Below are 25,829 nucleotides of genomic sequence, written 5' to 3' on the forward strand. Positions count from 1 at the left end.
CGTCAGCGAATCGCAGTAAATCCGTCACTTACCGCGATGCAACACAACTGCCACCGCAGAGTCACAAACGAGGGCACAAAAAAAGACCCGCAGGCCTTTGAGCCGCGGGTCCTTTTTTGTGCCCATTCGGGACAATCGCCGTTAGGCGATCGCGTTCACGCTCTTGGTCAGGCGTGCATACTTGCGAGCAACCGTATTCTTGTGCAGCACGCCCTTGGCAACGCCGCGCGCCATTTCGGGCTGAGCGGCCTTCAGCGCGGTCGCCGCGGCGTCCTTGTCGCCCGAAGCGACGGCGGCTTCGACCTTCTTCACCAGCGTGCGGATGCGCGAGACGCGATTCTTGTTCACGGTGGCACGCGCCTGGTTGCGGCGGATGCGCTTCTTTGCCTGCGGCGTATTGGCCATAAATTCCTCTAGTCTTTCAAACGGTCTACATGGTCGGAGCACAGCCTCAGCGGAGCAGCCGAATCGCGCAGATGCAGCGAATCAATGTCCGGATGCGGCCGGTTCCGGACGCCCGGACCCTGCTCGAAGGGTGCGCCCATAGCCAGATTGCCCCCGCTGGTCAACCGGGAAACCGCCCCTAACGCTGGCATTTCGGGCAGTAAAAGGTCGATCGCCCGCTTTGCACAGCGCGCACGATCGTCCCGCCGCATTCGCAGGCCTCTCCCTCGCGCCCGTAGACTCGCCAGTCCTTCGCGAAATAGCCAAGGTCGCCTTCGGGACTGAGGAAATCGCGCAGGGTCGATCCGCCGGCCGCGATCGCCGCGGTCAGCACATCCTTGATCGCGGGCACCAGCGCGGCGAGCTTCGCCTTCGGAACGTCGGCCGCAGGCTTCAGCGGCGAAATCTTCGCCATGTTGAGCGCCTCACAGACATAGATATTGCCGAGCCCCGCGACGACCGTCTGGTCCAGCAGCATCGCCTTGATCGGCGCGCGGCGTCCGGCGAGCGCCTTCGCGAGATAGGCGGCATCAAACTCGCCCGACAGCGGCTCCGGACCGAGCGTCACGAAAGCCGGGAACAGCGCCAGCGGATCGCCGCTCACCAGATCCACCGATCCGAATCGCCGCGGATCATGCAGGAACAGCCGGTGACCCGCCCCGGTTTCAAGCAGCAGATGGTCGTGCTTCCCCGCCTCGCCGCCCTCGGTCCGCCAGCGCCCCGACATGCCGAGGTGGAAGATCATATGATCGTCGCGGTCGGTCGACACGATGCCATATTTGGCGCGGCGCGACAGGCCGGTGACCGTCGCGCCGGTCAACCGCTGGGCAAGATCGGCGGGAAACGGGCGGCGCAGGTCCGGACGAAAGGTGGTGACCGTAGTCAGCCGCTGCCCTTCAAGGAAAGGCGCAAGACCGCGGACGGTGGTTTCGACTTCAGGTAGCTCGGGCATGTCGCGTTCGGGCTACGCGCCATTTGCGCGCGCGACAAGGCCTCGCTAAAGGCCGACGCAACAGACCCATCTCCCCGCAAAGGCGCACGTCCCATGCCCACCCCCGACACCGTCAGCTTCGGTTATGAGCAAGTCCCGGCGGGCGAGAAGACCGCGATGGTCGGTGAGGTGTTCAGCCGCGTCGCGCGCAAGTACGATATCATGAACGATGCGATGTCGGGCGGCATGCACCGACTGTGGAAGGACCGCTTCGTGCGCCGCGTGAAGCCGCGCGAGGGCGAGACGATCCTCGACATGGCGGGCGGCACCGGCGACATCGCCTTTCGCATGGAGCGCTCGGGCGCCCGCATCACCGTCGCCGACATCAACCCCGACATGCTGGGCGTCGGGGTCGAGCGCGCGGCCGAGCGCGGCATCGATACGCTCGTCTGGTCCGAACAGAATGCCGAGAAGCTGACCTTCCCCGACCAGTTTTTCGACGCCTATACGATCGCCTTCGGCATTCGGAACGTCACCGACATTCCCGCGGCGCTGAAGGAAGCGCACCGGGTGCTCCGCTATGGCGGACGTTTCTTCTGCCTCGAATTTTCGACCAACGAATGGCCCGGCTTCGCGCAGGCCTATGACGCCTATTCGCATCATCTGGTGCCGAAGCTCGGCAAGCTGATCGCCGACGACGAGGACAGCTATCGCTATCTGATCGAATCGATCCGCCGTTTCCCGCCGATGCCCGAATTCGCGCGCATGATCCGCGAAGCCGGCTTCACCGCGGTAAAGGTCGAACCGATCATGGGCGGACTCGTCGCGATCCACAGCGGGTGGAAAGCTTGACCCGACCGATCACCCATATTGCCCGCCTGCTGAAGTGGGGCCGCATCCTCGCGCGCCACGGGGCGCTGCGCGGGATCGAAACCGCGCCGCAGACCCCGCCGGGGGTCAAGCGGCTGTGCCGCATCGCTCGCTTCGGGACGATTCAGCCTGCGGTTCCCGACTATGCCGCGGCCTTCCAGGCAATCGGCCCTGCCGCGGTCAAACTCGGCCAGACGCTCGCGACGCGCCCCGATCTCGTCGGCGAGGAGGCCGCGCATAATCTGCTGACGCTGCAGGACGCACTCGCCCCCGTCGCTTTCGAGCGCATCAAACAGGAAATCGAGGCGACCTTCGAAGTCCCGCTCGAAAGCCTCTATAGCGAATTCGACCCCGAACCCGTCGGATCGGCCTCGATCGCGCAGGTCCATCGCGCGGTCACCATCGACGGACGCAAGGTTGCGGTGAAGGTACGCCGTCCCGGCATCGACAAGCAGTTCGCGCGCGACATCGATACTTATGAATGGGCCGCTGCGCATCTGGAGGCTTTTGGCGGCGAAGCGACGCGGCTGCGCCCGCGCGAGGTGATCGCCAACTTCCGCCGCTGGACGCTGCGTGAACTCGACCTCCGCCGCGAGGCCGCCTCAGCCTCCGAACTGCGCGACGCGATGGTCGGGGTGCCCACTTACGAGGTCCCGGCAATCGACTGGGACCGCACCGCGAGCCGCGTGATGACGCTCGACTGGATCGACGGCATCAAGATTTCGCGCCGCGACCAGCTGATCGCCGCGGGGCACGACATGGAAAAACTGTCGGCGAACCTCGTCAACGCCTTCCTGCGACAGGCGATCGCCGAGGGTTTTTTCCACGCCGACATGCATCAGGGCAATCTGTTCGTGAAGGCCGACGGGACGATCGCCGCGGTCGATTTCGGGATCATGGGGCGGATCAACCGGCAGGCGCGCTACTGGCTCGCCGAGATTCTCTATGGACTGACAACGGGCAACTACCGCCGCGTCGCTGAAATCCATTTCGAGGCGCAGTACGTGCCCGCCTATCACAGCGTCGAGGAATTCGCGACCGCACTCCGCGCGGTAGGCGAACCGATGCGCGGCAAGCCGGTGAGCGAGCTCAGCGTCGGGCAGATGCTCGACGGGCTGTTCGCGATCACGCGCGATTTCGACATGCAGACGCAGCCGCACCTGTTGCTGCTGCAAAAGACGATGGTGATGGTCGAGGGCGTCGCGACGATGCTCAATCCGAAGATCAACATGTGGGACGTATCGGGACCCTTCGTGCGCGAATGGATTCGCGACGAACTCGGCCCCGAAGCCGCGCTCGCCGACGGAATTCGCGAACAGGGCAAGACGCTGGCGCTGATCCCCGACATCATCCGCCGCCTCGATGCCCAACTGCCGCGCAAGGGCGCCGCGCCGCCCGCCCCGCCGCTGCCCGATATCGCACTGATGTGGGAGAAGGGCGAACGACGCATCTGGTGGCGCTATGCGCTGACCGCGATCGTCGGCGCGGCCGCCGGAGCCGGCCTGCTGCAATGGTTCGGCTGAAACCGCACTTTGGGGCGTCTGGTTACCAGATATTTACCCTGATTCCCTAGAGCTGATCCTCGACCAGCCCCGGACCCCGGTCCGGCAAAAACCGAGGTTTCATGCGCTACGACAGCCTTCTTGCCGACCCTATCGTTCCGGTCGATACGCTTCCGCTCGACGTCGCGGTCGTCGTACCGACGCTTAACGAAGCCGCCAATGTCGAAAAGCTCATCGAAAAACTCTCGGTCGTCCTCGCCGGACGCGGCTGGGAAGTCGTCTTCGTCGACGATAATTCGCCCGACGGCACCAGCGACCTGGTGCGCCGTATCGGTCGCACCTCGCGTCATGTCCGTGTCGTCCAGCGCGTCGGCCGCCGCGGCCTCTCGTCGGCGGTGATCGAGGGCATTCTTGCGACCGCCGCCCCGGTGATCGCGGTGATGGACGGCGACCTCCAGCATAGCGAGGACGCGCTGCCCCGTCTGATCGACGCGATCGAAAAGGGCGACGCCGAAATCGCCGTCGGCACGCGCTATGTCGATGGCGGCGGCACCGGCGACTGGGACAAGAGCCGCGTCGCGATGAGCCGCCTCGCCACCCGCGCCGGCCAGATCGCGCTTGGCACCGACGTCAGCGATCCGATGAGCGGCTTTTTCGCCGTCCGCCGCGACGCGTTCGAACGCGCGCTTCCGCGGCTGTCGGCGATCGGTTTCAAGATCCTGCTCGACATTCTCGCGTCGAGCCCCACCGCCCTGAAGGTCGCCGAAGTTCCTTATACCTTCCGCACCCGCGAAGCAGGCGAAAGCAAGATCGGCGTTCGCGTGATCGCCGAATATGCCGAGCTGATCGCCGACAAGACGATCGGCCGCTTCGTCCCCGTCCGCCTGCTCAAATTCCTGATGGTCGGCGGGCTGGGCGTCTTTGTGCACCTTGCGGTGCTGCGCGCGCTGCTCGGCTTCGGCGACAGCTTCCTGACCGCGCAGACCGGCGCCGTCATGGTCGCGATCGCGTTCAACTTCTTCCTCAACAACAGCTTCACCTACGCCGACCGCAAGCTCAAGGGGTGGAAGCTGCTGGGCGGCCTCGCGAGCTTCTATGCGATCTCGGCGCTCGGCGCGGTTGCGAATATCGGCATCGGCACCTGGATGGCGGGGCATGACGAGCGCTGGTGGGTCGCGGGCGTTGCCGGTGTCCTCGTCGGCGCCGTCTGGAACTTCGCGATGTCGTCGGCTCTCACCTGGCGAAAATGACCGGGGCGAAAATGACCGGGGCGAAAATGACCGGCTGGAACCGCCTCGCGGGTGTTTCCCGCCCCGTCGCGGCGCTGATCCTCGCGCTGCTCGCGGCGCTGATCATCCTCGGGACGGTCCAGCGCCACGCGCCGCGCCAGATCAACATGAGTTCGCCCGTGCTTGCGAAGGAAGAGGGGATGATCGGCGATCACGCCCTCTACCTCAAGGTCCTGCGCAAGATGGAGGCCGGACAGCCCTATTATTCCGCGGTTGCCGAAGAGCATCGCATCTATGGCTATCCGCTCCGCCCCTTTATCGCGGTGCGGCTGCCGGCCCTCGAGGTCGCCCTGAGCAAGATCGGACTTCCCCTCGGCACCGTCATCACCAGCATCCTCGGCCTCGCCGCGCTGTTTCTCTGGCGGAAGCGCCTGGCCGGCGAGCCGGGCCTCCCTTCCTACGCCCGCTTCGGCGTCTTGCTGATGGCGATAAACCTCGGCCAGGTCATGTCGGGCCAGTGGGTCCTGATCCACGAAGTGATCGCGGGGGTGCTGATCGCCATCGCGCTCGCTCTCTATCGCCCCGAAAGGCCTTGGGGCACATTGGTCGCGGTCGCTGCCGCCCTCGCGATCCGCGAGACGGTCCTGCCGGTCGCGCTGCTGTTCGGCCTTCTCGCCCTGATCGACCGCAACTGGAAACTTGCCGCGGCATGGGTCGCGGTCGTCGTCGCCTTTGCCGCCGGGCTCGCCCTCCATGCATCGGCGGTTGCCGGGGTTGTGCGCCCCGGCGATATCGGCGGAGCCGGCTGGATGGGCCTCAACGGCTGGAATAACTACATCGGCTTCGTCCAGAACAGCTCGGCGCTTCGTTTTGGCGCGCCGCAATGGATCGCAGCCATCCTGACGCCGCTCGCGCTGCTCGGCTGGCTCGCATGGCGCTCGCGCCTCGGTACGCTCGGCCTGATCGTTCAGGCGGGCTATGCCGCCGCTTTCATGCTCTTCGCGCGGCCCGACAATGATTATTGGGGCATGCTCGTCGTCCCGACCTTGTTCATCGGGCTCGTCTTCGCGCCCGCCGCGCTGGCGTCGCTCGTCCGCGCGCTGAAACCGCCTCGGCTTGAACCGGCGCCCCGCTCGGCATAACTAGCAGGCGAAGGAATCGGGCGTCCGGTTTCGCGAACAGAATGGACCCGCATGGCCGCTCCGCGCATATTGCTGATCATCGGGGGCGGGATCGCGGCCTACAAGGCGATCGAACTCGTCCGCCTGCTCCGGAAATCGGGATATGTCGTCCGCTGTGTGCTGACCCGCGCCGCCGAGCAGTTCGTGACCCCGCTCACTCTCGCCGCGCTGTCCGAGAATAAAGTATATACAAATCTTTTCGACCTGAAGGACGAGGTCGAAATGGGGCATATCCAGCTCAGCCGCGAGGCCGACCTTGTCGTCGTCGCGCCCGCGACCGCCGACCTGCTCGCGAAGATGGCGGCGGGCATCGCCGACGATATGGCGACGACGCTTTTGCTCGCGACCGACAAGCCGGTGCTCGCGGCGCCCGCGATGAACGTCCGCATGTGGCTGCACCCCGCAACCCGCCGCAATGTCGTGACGCTGCGCGGCGACGGCGTCACCGTGATGGAGCCCGACGAGGGCGAAATGGCATGCGGCGAATATGGCCCCGGCCGCCTGCCCGAACCGGCGGCGGTCAAGGACGCGATCGACAAGGCGCTGAAGGAGGCTCCGCCCCCGATCCCGCTGACCGGTCAGCCCGATTTCGCCCCCGCGAACCACCGCCCGCTGTTCGGCCGACGTATTCTGATCACCGCGGGCCCGACCCACGAGCCGATCGATCCGGTACGCTATATTGCCAATCGCTCGAGCGGGAAGCAGGGCTTCGCGATCGCCGCCGCCGCCGCCGAGGCCGGCGCCGAGGTGCTGCTGGTCGCCGGCCCCGTGCCGCTGCCTACCCCGCCGGGCGTGATCCGTATCGATGTCGAGACCGCGCGCGAAATGGCCGCCGAGGTTGAGGCTGGCCTGCCCGTGGATGCCGCGATCATGGTCGCCGCGGTCGCGGACTGGCGCGCCGCCGACACGGCAACCCAGAAGATCAAGAAGGACGGCAGCGGCGCGGTCCCGCCGCTCGCTCTCGCCGAAAACCCCGACATCCTCGCCAGCGTCGCGAAAAGCGCGCAACGCCCGCCGCTACTGATAGGCTTCGCCGCCGAGACAAACGACGTCATCGCCCACGCCGAGGCGAAGCTCGCGCGCAAGGGCTGCGACTGGATCGTCGCCAACGATGTCTCGGCCGACCCGATGGGAGGCGAGACGAACCGCGTACATATCGTTAGCAAAGCGGGCGTAGACAGCTGGGACCGGCTGCCCAAAAACGCCGTTGCCCGCAAACTGATGGAAAAGATCGCCGATGAGCTCGAAGTCCGTGCACCCGTTCAAAGCGATTGAAATCGCGATCCAGCGCCTGCCGAACGGCGGCGGCCTGCCCCTGCCCGCCTATGCGAGCGACGGCGCTGCGGGGATGGACGTCGTCGCGGCCGAGACGCTGACCTTGCGCCCCGGCACGCGCCATGCGGTCGCGACCGGCTTCGCGATGGCGATTCCGGCTGGCTATGAAGTGCAGGTACGCCCGCGCTCGGGCCTCGCGCTGAAGCATGGTGTCACCTGTCTCAACACGCCGGGCACGATCGACAGCGATTATCGCGGCGAAGTGAAGGTGATCCTCGCCAATCTCGGTGACGAGGCCTTCGAGATCAAACGCGGCGACCGCATCGCCCAGCTCGTCCCCGCCCCTGTCCAGCGCGCCGCCTTTGCCGAGGTTGAAACGCTCGACGAAACCGCGCGCGGCGTCGGCGGCTTCGGCTCGACCGGCGTAGCGAGCGGCGGCAGCGATGAAGCCATCGAGGACGACAATATTCCCGAGAACGTCGGCTCGCTGTCGGCGATGAAGATCCGCCAGCCGGGCGAATGATGCCGGTTGCGATAGCCGTTCTGTTGCTTGCCGCGACGCTTCCCATAAAGGCGGAGCGGCCATTCGGAAATCCATTGGCGGAGCAAAAATTCACGGCCCGCCTGACCGATCCATTGAGCCTGCATGAGGACCAGCGCTGCGGCGATTATGACATGCGGATCAGCATGACACTGCTCCCCGCGAGGCCTCCGCGCGATATCCGGATAGAGGCCCCCGATTGCGCTTGGGAGCGCATCGCCTACGTCAGGAAATGGCTCGAAGCGGCGCCGCAATCCACTTTCAAACCCGTGCGTCAAGCGACGTGGTATCGGTTTCGTGTCGTCATGCGGCTTCCCCGATGATGCTCAGCGACGCCGAACTTGACCGCTATGCGCGCCAGATCATCCTGCCAGCCTTTGGCGGCGCGGGACAGGCGAGACTGAAGGCCGCGCATGTCGCGATCATCGGCGCTGGGGGGATCGGCTGCCCGGCGATCACCTATCTGGCGGCCGCGGGCGTCAGCAAGCTTACGATCGTCGACCATGATCATGTTGAACTGTCGAACCTGCAACGCCAGCCGCTCTTCACCGATGCAGATGTCGGATCGCCCAAGGCCAAGGTCGCGGCCGATGCGGCGCGGCGGATCAATCCGCATGTCGAGGCTGTCAACATCGCACAGCGCCTTGATGCGGACAATGCCGAAGCGCTGCTCGCGGGCGCGACGCTGATCCTCGACGGCTGCGACAATTTCGAAACCCGGCTTGCCGTCAACCGCACTGCGGTCGCGCTCCGGATTCCGCTGCTCTCGGCGGCGATCGGAGCGTTCGAGGGACAGGTCGCGCTCTACGAGGGCTGGCGCGCCGGCAGTCCCTGCTATGCCTGCCTCGTCGGCGACGATCCCGATCGCCCCGGTACCAACTGCGCCGAGCAGGGCGTCATGGGCGCGCTCGCAGGAATGATCGGGGCGATGGCCGCTCTCGAAGCCGTTCGCGCACTCACCGGCTGGGGCCAGCCGCTGACCGGCAAGCTCGCGATCGTCGACATGCTCGACCGGCGCTGGCGCGAAGTCGCGGTCGCCAAGGATCCGGAGTGTCCGATATGCCGGGGCTGAGCATCATCGTCGCATCGGCCGACGGCCAGCGCTTCTACGCCGCGCTCGAAACCGCAGCGGCCGCAGCGGCGCTCGGCCGGCCGGCCCGCATCTTCCTCCAGGGCGAAGCCGCAGCATTGCTCCGCACCCCGGTCGCCTTCGGCGGCGACACCGACCGCCGCGCCGCGGGACAGCCCGATCTCGTGTCCTTGATCGCCGAAGCGATGGCGATGGATGTGCGGCTGATCGTCTGCCAGTCGGGAATGGCGCTGGTCGGCATGACCGCCAGCGAACTCGTTCCGCAGGTCCGCACCGGAGGCCTCGTCAGTTTCCTCTCCGAAGCCGGTGCAGACGACCAGCTGCTCGCCTTTTAGGGGTTCTTGCAGACCGTGATTGCATCGGGCGCGGGGCGCTTGCCCTCGGGCACGAAGCGCGCGAGATAACCGCCAGCGTGCGCCTTGTCGTCATAGGAGACAAGCTTGTAGCCCACCGCCTCGAACTCGCAGACGAGCAGGCGGAACGGCGTGCCGTGCTGTGCGATCGGCCGGTCGCCGTCGACGACGATCACCTGTCCGCCCGCGCGGAGCGCCGGGCGCAGCCGCCAGAGGAAGGCGTAGGGCTCGCCGATCTCATGATACATATGCACCATGAACACGCGGTCGAAGCTGTTCGCGGGCAGCCGCGGGTCGTCGACCGCGCCCAGTTTCAGCGAGACATTGTCGAGCCGCTCGCGGGCGACGCGGTCGGCGAGACGCTCGATCACTTCGGGCTGGATGTCCTGCGCGAGAACGCGGCCCGTTGCCCCGACCCGCGGTGCAAGGCGTACTGTATAATAGCCGTCGCCCGCACCGATGTCGGCGACGGTCATGCCCGGGCGGACATCGGCCGAATCCATCACATCGTCGGCCTCGTTGACGCGGTCGCGCGCTTCCTCGGTCGACCATTTGGTCGAGGTGATCGGCGCGACGGGGCGGTCGGCGGGCGGGAATTCGCGTGCGGTCTCGATGCGGTCGCTGTCCTCGTTCCACGGGCCGTCGCAGCCGCCGAGCAGCGGCACGAGGGCCAGCGCCGCGAGGACGCCGCGCATCATCAGTCGATATCTTCCACGTCGACCTTTTCGCCCGTCACCTTCTGCGACAGCGCCGCCGCCATGAAGGGGTCGAGCGCGCCGTCGAGCACGTCGCTGGGTGCAGTCGAGGTCACACCGGTGCGCAGATCCTTCACCAGCTGATACGGTTGCAGGACGTACGAGCGGATCTGGTGACCCCAGCCAATCTCGGTCTTCGCCTGATATTCGCCCGAGGCCGCTGCCTCGCGCTTCTGGAGCTCGGCTTCGTACATGCGCGCCTTCAGCATCCCCATCGCGGTCGCGCGGTTCTTGTGCTGCGAACGGTCGTTCTGGCTGGCGACGACGATCCCGGTTGGGATGTGCGTGATGCGTACCGCCGAGTCGGTCGTGTTGACGTGCTGCCCGCCCGCGCCCGAGGCGCGATAGGTGTCGATCTTGAGGTCGCCCTCGTTGATCTCGATCTCGATATTGTCGTCGATCACCGGATAGACCCACACCGACGAGAAGCTGGTGTGACGCCGCGCCGAGCTGTCATATGGCGAAATGCGGACGAGGCGGTGGACGCCGCTCTCGGTCTTCGCATAGCCATAGGCATTCTCGCCCTTGACCAGCATCGTCGCCGACTTGATGCCCGCCTGCTCGCCGGCCTGATATTCGACCAGCTCGACCTTCATGCCGCGCTTTTCGGCCCAGCGGCTGTACATGCGCTGGAGCATCTCGGCCCAGTCCTGGCTTTCCGTGCCGCCCGCACCGGCGTGAACCTCGATATAGGCATCGTTGGCATCGGCCTCGCCCGCAAGCAGCGCCTTGATCTTGTCTTCGTCGGAGCGTGCCGCAAGCGCGGCAAGCGACACCACCGCATCGTCGATCAGCGCCTCGTCGCCTTCCATTTCGGCAAGTTCGATCAGCTCGACCGTATCATCACGCTCCTTTTCGATCGCGCGCGTCGCGGTGATCGCTTCGTCGAGACGACGGCGTTCGCGCATGACCTCCTGCGCTGCCCGCGGGTTGTCCCACAGCGTCGGGTCCTCGACCTTCGCGTTCAGCTCGTCGAGACGGCGCACCGCGCGGTCCCAATCGAGGAAGCGGCGGAGAAGCGCCAGCGCGGCGTTGATGGTATCGACATGATCCTGCGCTTCGGCGCGCATGTTCTTAGCTCCTGAAATTCGGTGCGACCGGCCATAGAGGCTCGGCCGCCATAGACAAGCGTCAGATAATCCCGCCGCGGTCGTCGAGGAAGTCGCTGTCGCTGCGTCCGGTCGAACCCTTTTGCGCGGGGCCGGTCGTTCGCTTCTGCGTCTTGATCGGCTTGATTTCCTCTTCGCGGATCGTGCGGCGCGGTTCGCTTTCGGGCTTGAAGGCCTCCCAGATGATCGCCGCCTTCGGATCGCTCCCCGGCCAGCTGCCATAGACGCGGCGCCCCGACTGGCGGTCGATCCGGACCATGCGGATCCCCTTGGGCGCGGTGAACGGCACCGGCGGCGCGTCCATCAGTGAGCCCTGGAAGAAATCCTTGAAGATCGGCGCTGCGAAGCTGCCGCCCTGGACATAGCCGCCCATGTCGCGCGGCTGGTCAAAACCGATATAGACGCCCGCGATCACGTCGGGGCTGCCGCCGACGAACCAGACATCCTTCGGACCCGACGTCGTGCCGGTCTTGCCGAACAGCGGCACGCCAAGATCGCGCAGGCGAACCGCGGTACCGCGCTGAACAACGCCTTCGAGCATGTGGACGACCTGATAGGCGGTCATCGGATCCATCAGCTGCCGGCCGGTCCTGGCGAAGCGCGGCATCGGCTTGCCGTCCCAATCCTTCATGTTGCAGCCGTCGCACGGGCGCCAGTTCTTCGGAAAGATCACCTTGCCGCGGCGATCCTGCGCATAGTCGATCAGGCGCGGCTTCAGTTCGCGGCCGTGGTTCGCGAGCATCGCATAGGCGTTGGTGATCTTTTCGACCGTCGTCGTCCCCGCACCGAGCGCGGTCGAGAGATAGGGTTCGTGCTTGCCGATCCCCATCGTCTCGATCGTATCGACGATCGGCTCCATACCGATCTGGCTCGCTGTACGGACGGTCATCAGGTTGCGCGACTGCTCGAGGCCCCAGCGCATCGTATGCTCGCCCGACCCGCCGCCACCGCCGAAGTTGCGGAAGCATTTGTTGCCGAAGCGCGCGCCCTGATAGACGCAGAAGGGCCCGTCGACGATCATCGTCGCCGGGGTCATGCCGTTGTCGAGCGCGGTGGCATAGACGAAGGGCTTGATCGTCGAGCCGGGCTGGCGCTCAGCCTGCGTCGCGCGGTTGAACGGCGACAGGCGTACATCGAACCCGCCCTGCATCGCATAGATGCGGCCCGAATGCGGGCTTTCGACAATCATGCCGCCAGACACCTCGGGAATGTTCCGCAGCTGATAGACGCCGGGCGCGGTCGCCTTGACCGCGATCAGGTCGCCCGGGCGCATCGCCGAAAAGGCGCTGCCGCCGGTCTTGCGATAGCCCTGCGTCGCGGCACTCGCGGGCAGGCTGCCGGTGTCGCCGTTCGCGAAGCCGATCCGTGCAGCGGCCGCCGACTTCGACAGCACCGCGGCGATCCGCCAATTGTCGTAATCGATACCGATGAAGCTCGACGCAAGGCGGCTCTGCCACTGGTCGTCGGCCTCGATCGTCGCGATCGGTCCTGACCAGCCCTTGCCTGCGTCGTAGCGAATGAGGCCGTTGCGAAGCGCCTTGGTGGTCGCCGCCTGCTTGACGCCGTCATAGGCGGTCCGCACCCAGAGACCGCCACCGTAGACCGAAAGCGGACCATCGTCGGGGGTCTCGCCAAACTGGTCGATCAGCTGGCGCCGCACCTCTTCCATATAATAGCCGCCGACCTGCGCGATCGCGGTGTTGCCGCTGTTGGTGAGGCCGAGCGGCATCGCCTGCGCGGCATCGCGCTGCGCGGCCGTGATCCAGCCGTTGCGGAACATTTCGGACAGCACGAAATTGCGGCGCGTGATCGCCTTGTCGGCGTTGCGGGCGCGTCCGTACGTCTCGGGCGCCTTCGGGAGGATCGCGAGGAACGCCATCTCGTGGAGCGCGAGCTGATCGACATCCTTGTCGAAATAGGCGCGTGCTGCAGCCTGCACTCCGAAGCTGCGGCGGCCGAGCGGGATTTCGTTGAGGTAGAGTTCGAGAATCTGTTCCTTGGTCAGCGCACCCTCGATGCGCTTGGCAAGGATCAGTTCGCGTATCTTGCGCGTGTAGCTAACCTCGTTGGTGAGCAGCAGGTTCTTCGCGACCTGCTGCGTGATCGTCGAGGCCCCGACCGGGCGGCCACTGTTCGTCATATTGGTGACGATAGCGGTCGCAATGCCGGGATAGTCGATCCCGCCATGTTCGAAGAAGGTGCGGTCCTCGGCGGCCAGATAGGCGCGGACGAGCAGCTGCGGATATTCCGCATATTCCAGCTGGACGCGGCGTTCGCGCGCATAGCTGTGCACCGGCTTGCCCTCGGCATCGCGGACCATCGTCGGCAGCGGCGGCTGATAGTCGCGAAGCTGATCGACCGACGGCAGGTTACGCGCGAAAATCACCCAAATCAGGATGAGGCCAAGCAGCCCGGCCAGCGCCAGATAGCCGAGCCAGCGAAACCAGCGCCGCGCCCACATCTCGCGGAACCAGGCGATGACGGCATTGCTGTCGCGGCGCAGGCGCAGGCGGAAATGGGACATAGTGTCGGAAGCCATATGGCGAAGCCTCTAAAGCCTGCGCAGCGGAAAGGGAAGCATGGTTGCGGCGGAACGGATCAGCGTGCCCGGCCCCGCGCGCTCACCGGCCATATGGCGACCAGCGTATCGCCGTCGACGACATGATAATGGTCGTAGAGGTTCACCGTCGGGTCGCAGTGCGGCACCGTCAGCGTCACTGGATCGCCCGGCGCGAGCTGTTTGCCGATGTCGGGTGCGATCAGCGCCGAATGTTCGTCGCCCATGAAGGCGAAGAAGGCGGTTTCGGGTGCGCCGCGACGGACGACCGCGACGCCGCCGTCGGTCGAGAGCGACTTGAACCCGGCGTCGATCGTGACGAGTCCCGAATGATTGGCGCTGACGACGCGTGCATCGACCCCGAGTGCGGTCTCGAAAGGGATCGAGCCATCGCCGGTCAGGTCGCAATCGAGATATTGCTTGTCCATGAAGACATAGCTCCCCGCCTGCAATTCGGTGAAGACACCAAGATCAAGGTCGATGCGGTGGGTGCCTGTCCCCGATCCGGTAACGATTTCAAGCGCGAAGCCCGCGTCGGTCAGCGCTGCAATCACGCTCTTCAGATAGTCGGTACGCTCGATAATAGCGGCGCGGCGCTCGGCATAGCTTTCGATATGCTGCTGCGACCCGCAATAATATTGGACCCCGCGCAGCGTTAGCCGCGGCAGCGCGGCGATCCTTTGAGCCAGTTCGACCGCGGCATCGGGGGACTTCACACCCGTCCGGGCGATGCCCGGGTCGATGTCGATGATGACGTCGAGCGACGCGCCCGCCTCGGCCAGCGCGGCATCGATCCTTTCGGCGACCGCAGGATGGTCGACCGTTGCCATCAGCCCGGAGGCGGTCTTCGCCAGCGCCGCCAGCCGCTCGATCGCACGAGGCGCGGCGACCGGCGAGGTGATCAGGATGCCCCTGATACCGCCATCGGCGAGCGCCTCGGCCTCGCCGATCTTCGCACAGCAGACGCCCAGTGCACCTGCGGCGAGCTGGCGTTTCGCAATATCGACACTCTTGTGGGTTTTCGCGTGCGGTCGGAGCCCCGTACCGCGCTGCGCGGTCAGTGCGGCCATTGTCGCGATATTGCGGTCCAGCGTGCCCTGATCGAGCACCAGTACCGGTGTGTTGAGATCAACGCGCGAGCCCTGCCGGCCGACCAGATGCCCATGCAGGGTCAGATCATCGCTCATGAAAACAGATTCTCCAGATGCGGGTTGAGGAATTTGCCTTGCGGATCCGCGGCGCGGCGCACGGTGCGATAGCGTTCGGCCATCGGATAGAGCGCGTCGACGTCGTCGCGCGTCAGCTTGTGACGCTTGGCCCAGTGCGGACGACCGCCGAAGCCACGGAAAATAGCCTCGGCGGCCGCGAAATGATCGGCCCAGGGCATTTTGGCATATTGGTGCATCGAGATCGCGGCGACCGGCCCGGCGTTCATCGGGCTCATCCAGATATCGTCGGCAGCGACGGTGCGATATTCGAACGGAAAGGTCACCGGCAGGCGCTTCCTGCGAATCCAGCCGACGACCTCACTCAACGCATCGAGCCCGACCGCGCGCGGCATTTCATATTCCATTTCCTCGAATCGGATCGTGCGATCCGAAGGAAAAATCGCGTGCGCGGGTCCGCGGCGATGGCCATCGAAACGCGTTCGCATCATCGCCTTCTGAAGCCAAGGGGTCAGAAAGGGCAGTTTCGCGGCGACATCGAGCACGCGGCGGAATGCCGTCTCCTCCATGTCGGTCGTCGACGGCGGCGGAACGCAGGGATCGCAGGGCTCCAGCGTTTTCAGGATCACATCGTCGGCGTGCGGAAAGAACCAGAATTCGATGTGGCGATGCGCCCCGGCAAGGTCGTCATAGCTTTCGCGTACCTCGTCCCAGCGGCGTTTCTCGATCCGTTCAGCGAGATGGAAGGCGGGAACGACCGCAACCTCGATCTCGGTCGCGATACCGAACAGCCCGAGCGAAAGCCGCTGCGCCTGATAGAGATCGGGTTCGGTCGCCGCATCGCACCAGCGCGCCTCGCCATCGGCACCGATCAGCCGGAATCCTCGCGCCATTGTCGCCAGCGAGCCGAGATCGACCCCGGTGCCATGCGTCCCCGTCGCCATCGCGCCGGCCAGCGACTGCGGATTGACGTCGCCCTGGTTGGCAAGCGCCAGCCCCTCTTCCCAGAGCGCCGCGGTCAATCGCCTGATACTCCAGCCAGCGGGAATGCGCGCGGTTTTGCGATCGGCCGCAACTGCCATTTCGCCGGCGAGCCGGTCGAGCCCGAGGATCAGTTCGTCCGAGTGACAGAGCGGCATGAAGCTGTGTCCCGCACCCGTCGCGCGGACTTTCGATGCACCGCGGACCAGCGCCGCCAGTTCATCCTCGCCTTGCGGTCTTGTGACATCCGCCGACGCGGTGACGCTGCCCGACCAGTTGCTCCACGCCATGCACCTCTCCCGTCGCGACACGCTGTCGGCGCGCCGGGGGATGGTCAAGGCGATTTAGCGTCCGACCGCAGCGATCTGGCGGGCAAAGTGGATCTGCACCGCATCGCGCACGCCGCGCGCGACCTTCTTCTGTCCCGCCGCCGAGGCGAGAAACTCGGCATCGCTCTTGTTCGAGATGAAGCCCGTTTCGAACAGGACCGAGGGCGTATCGGGCGCCTTGAGCACCACAAACGAAGCGAAACGATGCGCCGTAGTACGGAATTTGACGTCGTTCGCCGCCTCGCGCTGAAGCAGACGGGCGAAATCCGACGCGACGTTCATCGTCTCGCGCTGCGTCAGGTCGAGCAGAATTGACGAGACGTCGCTGCTGTGCGCGCCGAGGTCGATGCCGTTGATGATATTCGCCTTGTTCTCGCGCGCGGCGAGTCGCGCCGCTTCGCGGTCGGAAGCCACCTCGGACAGCGTATAGACCGACGCGCCGCTGGCGCTTTCATTTTCCGCCGCGTCGGCGTGGATCGAGATGAAAAGATCGGCCTTCAGCCGCCGTGCGATGCCGTATCGCTCCTCGAGCACGAGAAAGCGGTCGTCCGAACGGGTGAGCGCGACGCGGACCCGGCCCGAGGCGACCAGATCGTCGCGAACGGCCTTGGCGAGCGCGAGCGTGATATCCTTCTCGCGCTTTCCACTGTGCGGCGAGAGCGCACCGGGGTCGTGCCCCCCATGCCCAGCGTCGATCACGACGAGCGGCAGGCGCGGATTGTTCGGTCCCTGGATTGCCGGAAGCGGCAGCGCGGGCTTCGGCTTGCCGATCGGAACGGTGACGCTGTAGCGCTTTCCGGGCGGCTTCGCCCGAAATTCGGCAGGCGGCTGCAATTCGGTGCGCGGCCCGCGCGACGCCCGTTCGAACTCGCTGGCCGATACGGGACGAAGGCGAAAGCTGAGGCTGCGTCCATCGGCGCCGAAGCGCGCGTCCGACACAATGGCCGGTTGGACAAGGTCCAGGACGACGCGCGCCGTATCGGCGTTCGGCTGGCCCTGCCGGACCGAACGGATCACCCCTGCCCCCTCGCGGGCGGCGCCAGCCTCTGCGCCCGAAATGTCGAGCGCGATCCGGTCGGGTCCCGCCAGAATGAAGGTCGACGCGCCGGCGACAAGGTCGTCGAAACGTAGCGTCACCTCGTCCTTGCCGATCTCGACCGCGCGAATCGTCCCCGCCAGCGCAGTCGCCGGATTGAGGATCATCGCGAAAAGGACGAGGACGAAGCCCATGGCGCTTTTATGCCGCCGCAGCCGTTCGATGGTCCAGCGCTTATTCAAAATCATGAGCACCCCGGCCGCACAACAAGATGAACCATGCGTTAGCCAAGGGCCGTCAAATCGGGGTCAACCGGCACGGTTAACAGGTGATTCAACATGAATTTCCTGCGACGATATTATTGCAACACTGGCAACGCTTCCCATCTTTGCGGGACGGCGGAGGTTGCCGTCGGCCCATGCCGATGCTAGCACCCCCCCACTGACGGTGTCCGACCCGGCGCCGTCCGGCCTTTTGAGGGGAAAGGCCTGGCCCGCGCGAATCGCGGATCAAGGCCGCCCCGGCGCCGGACATGCAGGGAAGGGCGCATTGCCGTCAGTCCACCCGGATGATCGGGCGGCCGGCGCGGCGTTTTCAGAAAAATGCTTCCCTGCCCTCCCCGCGCATCCCGAAACAGGTTGATGCTGCATGAGGCTTGCCATGCCCTCTTTCGATCGCGACGCAGGGGCTTTCGCCCCGGCGCATGTCGCGGCGAAGGACCGCATGCGCGTCCACAATCGGACGCGGGCCACGCGCGGCAATAACGTCATCTTTTCTTTGAACCGTATCGACCGCAGCCTTTCCCAAGGGACAGGCGCGGCCTTTTTGTTTGGCGCGCTGCGGCGCGCCTGGAGTAATAATAATGACCACGCGCATGTTGATCGACGCGCGGCACCGGGAAGAGACCCGGGTCGCCGTCACCAAGGGAAACCGCATCGAGGAGTTTGATTTCGAGTCTGCCGAGCACAAGCAGCTCAAAGGCAATATCTATCTGGCCAAGGTTACCCGCGTCGAACCGTCCCTGCAGGCGGCGTTCGTCGAATATGGCGGCAATCGCCACGGCTTCCTGGCCTTCAGCGAAATCCATCCCGACTATTACCAGATCCCGAAAGAAGATCGCGAAGCCCTGCTCCGCGAGGAAGCCGAACATGCCGCCGCCGCGGCGCAGCGCGCCGAGGATGACCTCGACGAGCTCGAGGGCGATGTTGCCGACGTCGAATATCATGACGACGACAATGGCGACGCCCCGCCCGCGCCCGAAACCGTCGGTGAAGACGATGGCGAAGAGCATGACGACGCCGAAGACAATGGCGACGGCGAGGCCGAAGAAGGCGGCGAGGAGGGCTCTGAAGAATCGCGCGAAGGGCGCGGTGATCGCCGCCGCGGCCGCGGCAAGGGCGGGCGCAACGGTCGCAAGGGCGGCCGCGGGCGCCGGAACGACGAAGAGGACGGCGGCGAAAACCGCATGTCCCTGCGTCGCCGCTACAAGATCCAGGACGTCATCCGTCGCCGTCAGGTGATGCTGGTGCAGGTCGTCAAGGAAGAACGCGGCAACAAGGGCGCTGCGCTCACCACCTATCTGTCGCTCGCCGGCCGCTATTGCGTGCTGATGCCGAACACGATGCATGGCGGCGGGATCAGCCGCAAGATTTCGAACGGCGCCGATCGCCGCAAGCTGAAGGCGATGATCGACGAACTCGCACTGCCGCCGACGATGGGCTGCATCGTCCGCACCGCTGGGATGAGCCGCACCAAGGTCGAGATCAAGCGCGACTTCGATTACCTCGCCCGCCTGTGGGACGAGATTCGTCAAAAAACGCTCGAATCGAGCGCACCCGCGCTGGTCCATTCGGACAGCGACCTTGTGAAGCGCGCGATCCGCGACATCTATCACAAGGATATCGAGGAAGTCCTCGTCGAGGGCGACGAGGGGTACAAGGCCGCCAAGCAGTTCATGAAGCTGCTGATGCCCAGCCACGCGCGACGCGTGAAGCAATATGCCGACCCCGTCTCGCTCTATCAGCGCTATGGCGTCGAGGATCAGCTCGCGGGGATGCTGAATCCCGTCGTCCAGCTGAAATCGGGCGGTTATCTCGTAATCAACCCGACCGAGGCGCTGGTGTCGATCGACATCAACTCGGGCCGCTCGACGCGCGAGCATAATATCGAGCAGACCGCGCTCAACACCAACCTCGAGGCCGCGCACGAAATCGCGCGCCAGCTGCGTCTGCGCGACATGGCCGGCCTTGTCGTGATCGACTTCATCGACATGGATCATGGCTCGAACGTCCGCAAGGTCGAGCGCGCGATGAAGGATGCGCTCAAGAACGACCGTGCCCGCATCCAGGTCGGCCGTATCTCGGGCTTCGGCCTGATGGAGATGAGCCGCCAGCGCCTGCGGACCGGCGTGCTCGAAGCATCGACGCGCCCCTGCCCGCATTGCGAAGGCACCGGTCTCGTCCGCACCGCCAGCTCGGCGGGCCTCAGCGCGCTGCGCCTGATCGAAGAGGAAGCCGCGCGCGGCAAGGGCAGCCGGATCACGCTGCGCGCGAGCCAGGAAGCCACCTTCTACCTCCTTAACGAAAAGCGCCGCGAACTGCGCGAGATCGAGGAGTTGTACGGCGTTACGGTCGAGATCCTGCCCGACGGCGAGACCGAAGGCGCGCGCATGGCGGTTGAAGTCAGCGGTCCGCCGCCGATCGCGCGCCGCAGCTTTGCCCCGATCGTCGAGATCGAGGAAGAGGAAGACGACTTCGTCGAAGAGGACGAGGAAGAAGAAGGCGAAGAAGAGGAGGCCGAAGAGCGCCCCGCACGCCGTGAACGGCAGGAGCGTCAGGAAGGCGAGGACGGCGAAGGCCGCAAGCGCCGTCGCCGGCGTCGCCGTGGTCGTCGTGGTCGCCGCGATGAAGAAGGTGGCGATGCGTCCGAGGGCGATGCACCGGCTTCGGATGACAGTGACGAGGCTGCCGACGAAGCGCCGGTCGAAGAGGCCGTAGCTGCGGAAGCCGAAGAGGCAGAGGCCAAGCCCAAGCGCCGCCGTGGCGGTCGCGGTCGCAAGAAGGTCGACGAAGCCGAGGCGGAAGCCGTGACGGAAGAAGCTGCTCCAGCCGAAGCGACGCCCGAGCCCGCAGCCGACGAGGCGCCCGCCACCGAAGAAAAGCCGAAGCGCAAGCGCGCTCCGCGCAAGACCAAGGCCGCCGCGGCCGCCGAGGCCGCCACGGAGGACGCTGTCGAAGCGCCGGCGGTCGAGGCTCCGGTCGAAGCCGAACCCGAAGCCGCCAAGCCGGCGCCGAAGAAGCGCGCGAGCCGGGCGAAGAAGGCCGTCGCCGCCGAAGCGGCAGCCGAGCCTGCGACCGCGGGTGACGCGGAGCCGGTCGCGGCGGAAGCCGGGAGCGAGGGTGACGACGGCGAACCGCGCCGTGGCTGGTGGCAGCGCACCTTCGGCAACTGACCGCAGAAACGACACGCCGACCTTGCGTCCGCGCGCAACGAACCCCAATAAGCCGTCCATGGCTTCACCCGAGGTTCAGGCGCGCGGCGCAAGACAGGCGGCGATGACCGCTTTCCCGCCGCGCCCCCGGTTCCGTGCGCAAGGCTTGCGCGCGCTCTTCCGTATCCTGCTGACTTTCCTCGTCATGATCACGGTGACGACGCGCCCCGTCATGGCGCAGTCGATCCTGCGCGATGCGGAGACCGAGGCCTTGTTCCAGGACATGATGGATCCGCTGCTCGTCGCAGCGGGCCTTCAGCCCGGACAGGTGCGCGTCCACCTGCTTGGCGACCGCAGCATCAATGCCTTCGTTGCCGGCAGTCAGGACATCTATGTCTTCAGTGGCCTGATCGAGGCCGCCGACAGCGCCGAAGAGGTGCAGGGCGTGCTCGCGCACGAACTCGGTCACGTCATGGGCGGCCACGCGATCCGCGCCAGCGAGGGAGCCAAGGCCGCGACCGGAATCTCGCTGCTCAGCCTGTTGCTGGGCGCTGCGGCCATCGCGGCCGGCGGCGGCGACGCGGGAATGGGGATATTGATGGCGGGCCAGCAGGCCGCGCTGGGCAAATATCTGGCCTTCAGCCGCGTCCAGGAATCGACCGCCGACGCGGCCGGCGCACAATATCTTTCGAAAGCTGGCATCAGCGGCCGCGGCAGCCTTGCCTTCTTCAAGAAATTGCAGAATCTCGAGTTCCGCTACGGCGTCAGCCAGGACGACGATCAGGCCTATGGCCGCACGCACCCGATGTCGGGGGACCGGATCCAGGCATTACGCGAAGTCTATGTGGTCGATCCCGCATGGAGCAAGCCCGCCGACCCTGCGATCGAAGCCCGATTCCAGCGCATCAAGGCCAAGCTGTCGGGTTATATCGCCGATCCCGCGCGCACCCTGCGCAAATATCCCGAGAGCGATACGAGCATCCCTGCGCGCTACGCCCGCGCCTATGCCTGGCACAAGAGCGCCTATCCGGAAAAGGCGCTCGGCGAAGTCGAGGGCTTGCTCAAGACCAATCCCCACGACCCTTATTTCCTTGAGCTGGAGGGCCAGGTGCTGCTTGAATCGGGGCGGCCGAAGGAGGCGATCCCGCCGTTGCGCGAAGCGGTGACCAATTCGCGTTCGCAGCCCCTGATCGCCGCAACGCTGGGCCATGCGCTGATCGCTACCGAGGACCAAGCCAATTTCGCCGAGGCCGAAAAGGTCCTGAAGACTGCGGTGGCGCTGGACAACCAGAATCCCTTTGCCTGGTATCAGCTCGGCATCGTCTATGCGAACAAGGGCGATCAGGCGCGCGCGTCGCTCGCTTCGGCGGAACGCTATCAGCTCGAGGGTGGACAGTCCGGACTCGCGCTGCGTAATGCCGAAACGGCGATGCAGGGCCTGCCGGAAGGCTCGCCCGACTGGATTCGTGCACAGGATATTGCGCTGGTGGCTCGCGCCGAGGTGGAACGCGAGCGCAAACGGCGCTAGATTCGCGCGAATGATAATGGGGACGCATCGCCACGAGCGGCGTTTAAGGGCAACAAGTGACTGACAGGAAAGACGATTATTACCAGCCGTGGCTGCGCGACCCGGCCCCGACGCAGGGCGCCGCAGCGCCGGCGCATGATGAGGGCCTCGCGAAGCCGAAGGAGGAGCCGCCGGTCGGAATCGACCTGGCGCGCTACAAGACGGCCGAGAAATCGCGCGATCCGCTCGTCAGGCCCGAGGCGATCAAGGCCGGCGCGGCCAGCCTTTGGGACCGAATACGCGACGGTGCGGCAGCCTTTGCCGACTGGACGATCGATGTCGGCGAACGCGCCGACATTCCCGCACGCGTCGAGGCGATGGAAATTCCGCGACGGTCGCGTGAAGCCGTTGCGAAAGGCGGAGCGCTGACAGCCCGCGCGGCGCGCTCGGTCGGCCGCAGCTCCGCCAAGGCCAGCCGCGCGGCCGCGAAGGCGAGCGGCGAGGCATGGGACAAGATGGCGCTGGGCGAGAAGGTTTCGAAACTGTCGGGCGACGCCGGACGCGGACTCGGCGAAATCGCGGGAAAGACGAAGAACGGTCTCGGCAACGCCGCCAAGGCGGGATCCGAGAGCCTGCGCGACAGCATCGGCGAAGCGGCAACCAGGTTACGCCCTTCCCCGCGCCCCGAACTGACGCCCCCCGCGTCGGGCCTCGAACAGCTCCTCGCCCGCGAGGAGAAGGCAGCGGAAACGGCGGATCTGGCCGCGGCGACGCCCGATCTGCCACTGTTTGCAAGCGAGCCCGCGGCTGCCCCCACCGCCAGGCCGCCCAAGGCCAAAGCGGCAAGCGCTACTCCACCGCCGTCGGTTTCGGGACCCGCCGATGACGATCGCATGCCGCTGCGTCCGGCGCCCGCCCCGCGCGCTGCCGCCACGGCAAGCGCGCTTCCGGTACCGCTATGGGCGGCCGCCCTCGGTGTCATTGCGCTGCTCGGCGCGACTTTCTGGCTCGGCGGCCGCTTCGGCGGCGGCATGAGCAAGGGCGAGGTCGAGACGATCGTTGCCGATTATATCCGCGCCAACCCCGAAATCATTCCCGAAGCCTTCGAGGCGCAGCGCAACAAGGAGATGGCGAAGGCCGTCGATGCGGTACGCCCGGCGCTCGAAAAGCCCTATGCCGGGGCGTGGGCCGGCAACGCCGACGGCGACGTCACACTTGTCGTCTTCACCGATTACGCTTGCGGCTTCTGCCGCGCGAGCGTTCCCGACGTCGACCGCCTCATTCGCGAGGACAAGCGGCTGAAAGTCGTGTTCCGCGAATTGCCGATCATTTCGCCGCAAAGCCGCGACGCCGCAATCATGGCGCTCGCCGCAGCACGGCAGGGCAAATATGATGCCTTCCATCACGCGATGTTCGCGGCTTCGTCGCTCGATCCGTCGGCGATCGCGGCCGCGGCCGAACGCGCGGGGGTCGTCACCGACGGCAGCGCCGATGCGACCGCGAACGAAGCGCTGTTTCAGCGCGAACTCGAATCGAACCTCGCGCTCGCGACGCAACTTCAGCTCAATGCCACGCCGACCTGGGTTGTCGGCGATCAGCTCTTTCAGGGCCAGGTCGGCTATGATGCGCTCAAGCAGGCGATCGCCAAGGCCCGGAAGAAGAGCTGACGCTTGGCAACGACGGTCACGCACGACGCAGCAATCGCCAACGCCCGCCAGCTCCTGAACGGCCAGCCCGCCGCCGCGCTGGCGCAGGTGCAGGCGATCCTCGAAGCCGTTCCCACGTCGGCCGAAGCACACCGGCTTGCGGCGCATGCCTTGCGCGCACTCGGGCGCGAGCCCGAGGCACAGGATGCTTCGCTCGCGGCGGTGGCCGCGACGATCCACGATCCCGAGATGGTATCGGCCGCCCTTGCGCTGGCCGAGAATCGTTTGCCGGATGCCGAAGCCGCGCTGCGCGGGCGGCTCCGGCAGGATGCAACCGACGTGGCCGCGATCCGCATGCTCGCCGAGCTCGCGGGACGGCTCGGCCGTTATGGCGATGCCGAGAAACTGCTCACGCGCGCGCTCGATCTCGCACCGGGATTCGGCGCAGCGCGGGCCAACCTCGCCACCGTCTACTACAAGCAGAACCGCTTCGCCGAGGCGGTCGAAGCGCTGAACCGGGTTATCGGCGACGATGTCGACAATCCCGCCTACGCAAATCTGAAAGCCGCCGCGCTCGGCCGCGTCGGCGGCTATGATGAAGCGATCGCGCTTTATCAGGAGCTGACCGGTCGCTTCCCCGGCCACGCCAAGCTCTGGATGAGCTACGGCCATATGCTCAAGACCGTCGGGCGGCAGGACGACAGCATCGCCGCCTATCGGCGCGGGCTCGAGGCCGACCCGGGGCTGGGCGAAATCTGGTGGAGCCTCGCCAACCTGAAGACGATCCGGTTCGGCACAACCGATCGCGCGGCAATGGAGGCCGCGCTGACGGCAGCTCCCGCAGACGATGCCGCGCGCGCGGACGACCGGCTGCATCTCCATTTCGCGCTCGGCAAGGCCTATGACGATGCGGGCGAGCCCGAACCTGCTTTCCGTCATTATGCAGCCGGCAATGCGATCCGGGCGGAGCAGCTCGGCTATGATGCTGCCGAAACGACCGCGACGGTCGATGCGGCGATCGAAACCTTCACGATCGGCTTCTTCGCGGAGCGGGCAACGTCCGGTGACCCGGCCGCCGACCCGATCTTCATCCTGGGTCTTCCGAGAGCGGGATCGACCCTGATCGAGCAGATTCTCGCAAGCCATTCGGCGGTCGAGGGGACGATGGAGTTGCCCGACATCCCGGCACTCGCGCTCGCGCTAGGCCGCGACATGAAGGGCGATGCGCGGCGCTGGATCGAAGCGCTGGCCGAGGCCTCCCCCGACCAGCTCACCGACCTCGGTGCAGAATTTCTTCGCCGCACCGCGGTACAGCGCAAGAGCGCCAAGCCCTTCTATATCGACAAGCTGCCGAACAACTGGCTCTATATTCCCTTCATCCGCCTGATCCTCCCCAACGCGAAAATCATCGACGCGCGGCGCCATCCGCTGGACTGCTGCTTCTCGAACTTTCGTCAGCATTTCGCGAAGGGCCAGGCGTTCAGCTACGGCCTCGCCGATATCGGCACCTATTATCGCGACTATGTCCGGCTGATCGCGCATATCGATGCGGTCCAGCCCGGCAAGGTGCATCGCGTCGTCCATGAGGCGCTGCTCGACGATCCCGAGGCCGAAGTGCGCGCGATGCTGGCCTATATCGATCAGCCGTTCGAGGAGGAGTGCATGGCCTTCCACACGAACACGCGCGCGGTGCGTACCGCATCGAGCGAGCAGGTACGGCGCCCGCTCAATCGCGACGGGGTCGACCAGTGGCGGCCCTACGAAAGCTGGCTCCAGCCGCTCAAGGCCGCGCTCGGACCCGTCCTCGACAGTTATCCGGCGATTCCGGCGGATTTCTAGCGCTAGCCGCCGGCAAATTCGTTGCCTTTCGGCAACAGCAGGCGACATTTTCGACAAG

General features: G+C 65.9%; 20 protein-coding genes and 1 pseudogene. 13 read left to right on the forward strand and 8 right to left on the reverse strand.

Annotation, left to right across the window (positions count from 1 at the left end):
- Positions 1 to 141: 141 nt before the first annotated feature.
- The gene (gene rpsT, locus L7H23_RS09200) at positions 142 to 405 is read right to left on the reverse strand and encodes a 30S ribosomal protein S20 (protein ID WP_237839084.1); all 264 of its coding nucleotides are present in this window, start codon (positions 403 to 405) and stop codon (positions 142 to 144) included.
- A 178-nt stretch (positions 406 to 583) separates the two neighbouring features.
- The gene (gene mutM / locus L7H23_RS09205; RefSeq protein WP_237839086.1) at positions 584 to 1,396 is read right to left on the reverse strand and encodes a bifunctional DNA-formamidopyrimidine glycosylase/DNA-(apurinic or apyrimidinic site) lyase; all 813 of its coding nucleotides are present in this window, start codon (positions 1,394 to 1,396) and stop codon (positions 584 to 586) included.
- A 93-nt stretch (positions 1,397 to 1,489) separates the two neighbouring features.
- Between mutM and L7H23_RS09210 the strand changes: the two genes are divergently transcribed.
- The 9 genes and pseudogenes from L7H23_RS09210 to L7H23_RS09250 all read left to right on the forward strand — a co-directional run bounded on the left by L7H23_RS09210 (position 1,490) and on the right by L7H23_RS09250 (position 9,398).
- A complete protein-coding gene (locus tag L7H23_RS09210; protein WP_237839089.1) occupies positions 1,490 to 2,227 on the forward strand; it encodes a class I SAM-dependent methyltransferase in 738 nt (245 codons plus the stop codon).
- Positions 2,224 to 3,768, forward strand: a complete 1,545-nt coding sequence (gene ubiB / locus L7H23_RS09215) for a 2-polyprenylphenol 6-hydroxylase (protein ID WP_237839194.1) — start codon at positions 2,224 to 2,226, stop codon at positions 3,766 to 3,768. The genes L7H23_RS09210 and ubiB overlap by 4 nt, the downstream gene beginning before the upstream one ends.
- 101 nt (positions 3,769 to 3,869) lie before the next feature.
- Positions 3,870 to 4,997, forward strand: coding sequence for a glycosyltransferase family 2 protein (locus L7H23_RS09220; protein ID WP_237839091.1), 1,128 nt, complete (start codon positions 3,870 to 3,872; stop codon positions 4,995 to 4,997).
- 11 nt (positions 4,998 to 5,008) lie between these two features.
- Positions 5,009 to 6,118, forward strand: a complete 1,110-nt coding sequence (locus L7H23_RS09225) for a hypothetical protein (RefSeq protein WP_237839093.1) — start codon at positions 5,009 to 5,011, stop codon at positions 6,116 to 6,118.
- A gap of 51 nt (positions 6,119 to 6,169) precedes the next feature.
- Positions 6,170 to 7,432: a bifunctional phosphopantothenoylcysteine decarboxylase/phosphopantothenate--cysteine ligase CoaBC gene (gene coaBC / locus L7H23_RS09230; RefSeq protein ID WP_237839095.1), complete on the forward strand. Its 1,263-nt coding sequence runs from the start codon at positions 6,170 to 6,172 to the stop codon at positions 7,430 to 7,432.
- Positions 7,395 to 7,856: pseudogene (gene dut / locus L7H23_RS09235) on the forward strand (dUTP diphosphatase); the annotation flags it as partial. The gene coaBC and the pseudogene dut, both read left to right, overlap by 38 nt.
- A 95-nt stretch (positions 7,857 to 7,951) precedes the next feature.
- On the forward strand, positions 7,952 to 8,296 hold the full coding sequence (locus L7H23_RS09240; protein WP_237835601.1) for a hypothetical protein: 345 nt from the start codon (positions 7,952 to 7,954) through the stop codon (positions 8,294 to 8,296).
- On the forward strand, positions 8,293 to 9,045 hold the full coding sequence (locus L7H23_RS09245) for a HesA/MoeB/ThiF family protein (RefSeq protein WP_237835602.1): 753 nt from the start codon (positions 8,293 to 8,295) through the stop codon (positions 9,043 to 9,045). The genes L7H23_RS09240 and L7H23_RS09245 overlap by 4 nt, the downstream gene beginning before the upstream one ends.
- Positions 9,033 to 9,398 (forward strand): DsrE family protein, encoded by a 366-nt coding sequence (locus L7H23_RS09250; RefSeq protein WP_237839196.1) that lies wholly within the window; start codon positions 9,033 to 9,035, stop codon positions 9,396 to 9,398. The genes L7H23_RS09245 and L7H23_RS09250 overlap by 13 nt, the downstream gene beginning before the upstream one ends.
- On the opposite strand, the gene L7H23_RS09255 is transcribed toward L7H23_RS09250, so the two are convergent.
- The 6 genes from L7H23_RS09255 to L7H23_RS09280 all read right to left on the reverse strand — a co-directional run bounded on the left by L7H23_RS09255 (position 9,395) and on the right by L7H23_RS09280 (position 17,543).
- Positions 9,395 to 10,111 carry a class I SAM-dependent methyltransferase gene (locus L7H23_RS09255; protein WP_237839198.1) on the reverse strand — a complete coding sequence of 239 codons (717 nt, stop codon included), beginning with the start codon at positions 10,109 to 10,111 and terminating at the stop codon, positions 9,395 to 9,397. The two genes, L7H23_RS09250 and L7H23_RS09255, sit on opposite strands and share 4 nt — an antisense overlap.
- Before the next feature lie 2 nt (positions 10,112 to 10,113).
- The gene (gene prfB / locus L7H23_RS09260; RefSeq protein WP_237835603.1) at positions 10,114 to 11,241 is read right to left on the reverse strand and encodes a peptide chain release factor 2; all 1,128 of its coding nucleotides are present in this window, start codon (positions 11,239 to 11,241) and stop codon (positions 10,114 to 10,116) included.
- Positions 11,242 to 11,302: 61 nt separating this feature from the next.
- Complete coding sequence (locus tag L7H23_RS09265) at positions 11,303 to 13,804, reverse strand: transglycosylase domain-containing protein (protein WP_237835604.1); 2,502 nt, start codon at positions 13,802 to 13,804, stop codon at positions 11,303 to 11,305.
- A 74-nt stretch (positions 13,805 to 13,878) separates the two neighbouring features.
- Complete coding sequence (locus L7H23_RS09270) at positions 13,879 to 15,024, reverse strand: DSD1 family PLP-dependent enzyme (protein ID WP_237835605.1); 1,146 nt, start codon at positions 15,022 to 15,024, stop codon at positions 13,879 to 13,881.
- Positions 15,021 to 16,274: a D-arabinono-1,4-lactone oxidase gene (locus L7H23_RS09275; RefSeq protein WP_237835606.1), complete on the reverse strand. Its 1,254-nt coding sequence runs from the start codon at positions 16,272 to 16,274 to the stop codon at positions 15,021 to 15,023. The genes L7H23_RS09270 and L7H23_RS09275 overlap by 4 nt, the downstream gene beginning before the upstream one ends.
- 54 nt (positions 16,275 to 16,328) lie before the next feature.
- Entirely contained in the window at positions 16,329 to 17,543 is a 1,215-nt protein-coding gene (locus tag L7H23_RS09280; RefSeq protein ID WP_237839200.1) for an N-acetylmuramoyl-L-alanine amidase, read from the reverse strand.
- A gap of 668 nt (positions 17,544 to 18,211) precedes the next feature.
- On the opposite strand from L7H23_RS09280, the gene L7H23_RS09285 reads away from it, so the two are divergent.
- From L7H23_RS09285 to L7H23_RS09300, 4 genes are all read left to right on the forward strand, one after another.
- Positions 18,212 to 20,800 carry a ribonuclease E/G gene (locus L7H23_RS09285; RefSeq protein ID WP_237835607.1) on the forward strand — a complete coding sequence of 863 codons (2,589 nt, stop codon included), beginning with the start codon at positions 18,212 to 18,214 and terminating at the stop codon, positions 20,798 to 20,800.
- Between the two features lie 184 nt (positions 20,801 to 20,984).
- Positions 20,985 to 22,307, forward strand: a complete 1,323-nt coding sequence (locus tag L7H23_RS09290; RefSeq protein WP_237839202.1) for a M48 family metalloprotease — start codon at positions 20,985 to 20,987, stop codon at positions 22,305 to 22,307.
- Between the two features lie 56 nt (positions 22,308 to 22,363).
- Positions 22,364 to 23,953 carry a thioredoxin domain-containing protein gene (locus L7H23_RS09295; protein ID WP_237835608.1) on the forward strand — a complete coding sequence of 530 codons (1,590 nt, stop codon included), beginning with the start codon at positions 22,364 to 22,366 and terminating at the stop codon, positions 23,951 to 23,953.
- 228 nt (positions 23,954 to 24,181) lie between these two features.
- Positions 24,182 to 25,771, forward strand: a complete 1,590-nt coding sequence (locus L7H23_RS09300) for a sulfotransferase (RefSeq protein ID WP_237839204.1) — start codon at positions 24,182 to 24,184, stop codon at positions 25,769 to 25,771.
- Positions 25,772 to 25,829 lie beyond the last annotated feature (58 nt).

Origin of the sequence: Sphingopyxis sp. BSN-002 (genome assembly GCF_022024275.1) — a bacterium.
Classification (GTDB): domain Bacteria; phylum Pseudomonadota; class Alphaproteobacteria; order Sphingomonadales; family Sphingomonadaceae; genus Sphingopyxis.

What these genes read in the sequence shown, in the direction of transcription:
- rpsT (WP_237839084.1), bottom strand. Translation starts at nt 405, where the DNA reads ATGGCCAATACGCCGCAGGCAAAGAAGCGCATCCGCCGCAACCAGGCG.
- mutM (WP_237839086.1), bottom strand. Translation starts at nt 1,396, where the DNA reads ATGCCCGAGCTACCTGAAGTCGAAACCACCGTCCGCGGTCTTGCGCCT.
- L7H23_RS09210 (WP_237839089.1), top strand. Translation starts at nt 1,490, where the DNA reads ATGCCCACCCCCGACACCGTCAGCTTCGGTTATGAGCAAGTCCCGGCG.
- L7H23_RS09220 (WP_237839091.1), top strand. Translation starts at nt 3,870, where the DNA reads ATGCGCTACGACAGCCTTCTTGCCGACCCTATCGTTCCGGTCGATACG.
- L7H23_RS09225 (WP_237839093.1), top strand. Translation starts at nt 5,009, where the DNA reads ATGACCGGGGCGAAAATGACCGGCTGGAACCGCCTCGCGGGTGTTTCC.
- coaBC (WP_237839095.1), top strand. Translation starts at nt 6,170, where the DNA reads ATGGCCGCTCCGCGCATATTGCTGATCATCGGGGGCGGGATCGCGGCC.
- L7H23_RS09240 (WP_237835601.1), top strand. Translation starts at nt 7,952, where the DNA reads ATGATGCCGGTTGCGATAGCCGTTCTGTTGCTTGCCGCGACGCTTCCC.
- L7H23_RS09245 (WP_237835602.1), top strand. Translation starts at nt 8,293, where the DNA reads ATGATGCTCAGCGACGCCGAACTTGACCGCTATGCGCGCCAGATCATC.
- L7H23_RS09250 (WP_237839196.1), top strand. Translation starts at nt 9,033, where the DNA reads ATGCCGGGGCTGAGCATCATCGTCGCATCGGCCGACGGCCAGCGCTTC.
- L7H23_RS09255 (WP_237839198.1), bottom strand. Translation starts at nt 10,111, where the DNA reads ATGCGCGGCGTCCTCGCGGCGCTGGCCCTCGTGCCGCTGCTCGGCGGC.
- prfB (WP_237835603.1), bottom strand. Translation starts at nt 11,241, where the DNA reads ATGCGCGCCGAAGCGCAGGATCATGTCGATACCATCAACGCCGCGCTG.
- L7H23_RS09265 (WP_237835604.1), bottom strand. Translation starts at nt 13,804, where the DNA reads ATGTCCCATTTCCGCCTGCGCCTGCGCCGCGACAGCAATGCCGTCATC.
- L7H23_RS09270 (WP_237835605.1), bottom strand. Translation starts at nt 15,024, where the DNA reads ATGAGCGATGATCTGACCCTGCATGGGCATCTGGTCGGCCGGCAGGGC.
- L7H23_RS09275 (WP_237835606.1), bottom strand. Translation starts at nt 16,274, where the DNA reads ATGGCGTGGAGCAACTGGTCGGGCAGCGTCACCGCGTCGGCGGATGTC.
- L7H23_RS09280 (WP_237839200.1), bottom strand. Translation starts at nt 17,543, where the DNA reads ATGGGCTTCGTCCTCGTCCTTTTCGCGATGATCCTCAATCCGGCGACT.
- L7H23_RS09285 (WP_237835607.1), top strand. Translation starts at nt 18,212, where the DNA reads ATGACCACGCGCATGTTGATCGACGCGCGGCACCGGGAAGAGACCCGG.
- L7H23_RS09290 (WP_237839202.1), top strand. Translation starts at nt 20,985, where the DNA reads ATGATCACGGTGACGACGCGCCCCGTCATGGCGCAGTCGATCCTGCGC.
- L7H23_RS09300 (WP_237839204.1), top strand. Translation starts at nt 24,182, where the DNA reads ATGGTATCGGCCGCCCTTGCGCTGGCCGAGAATCGTTTGCCGGATGCC.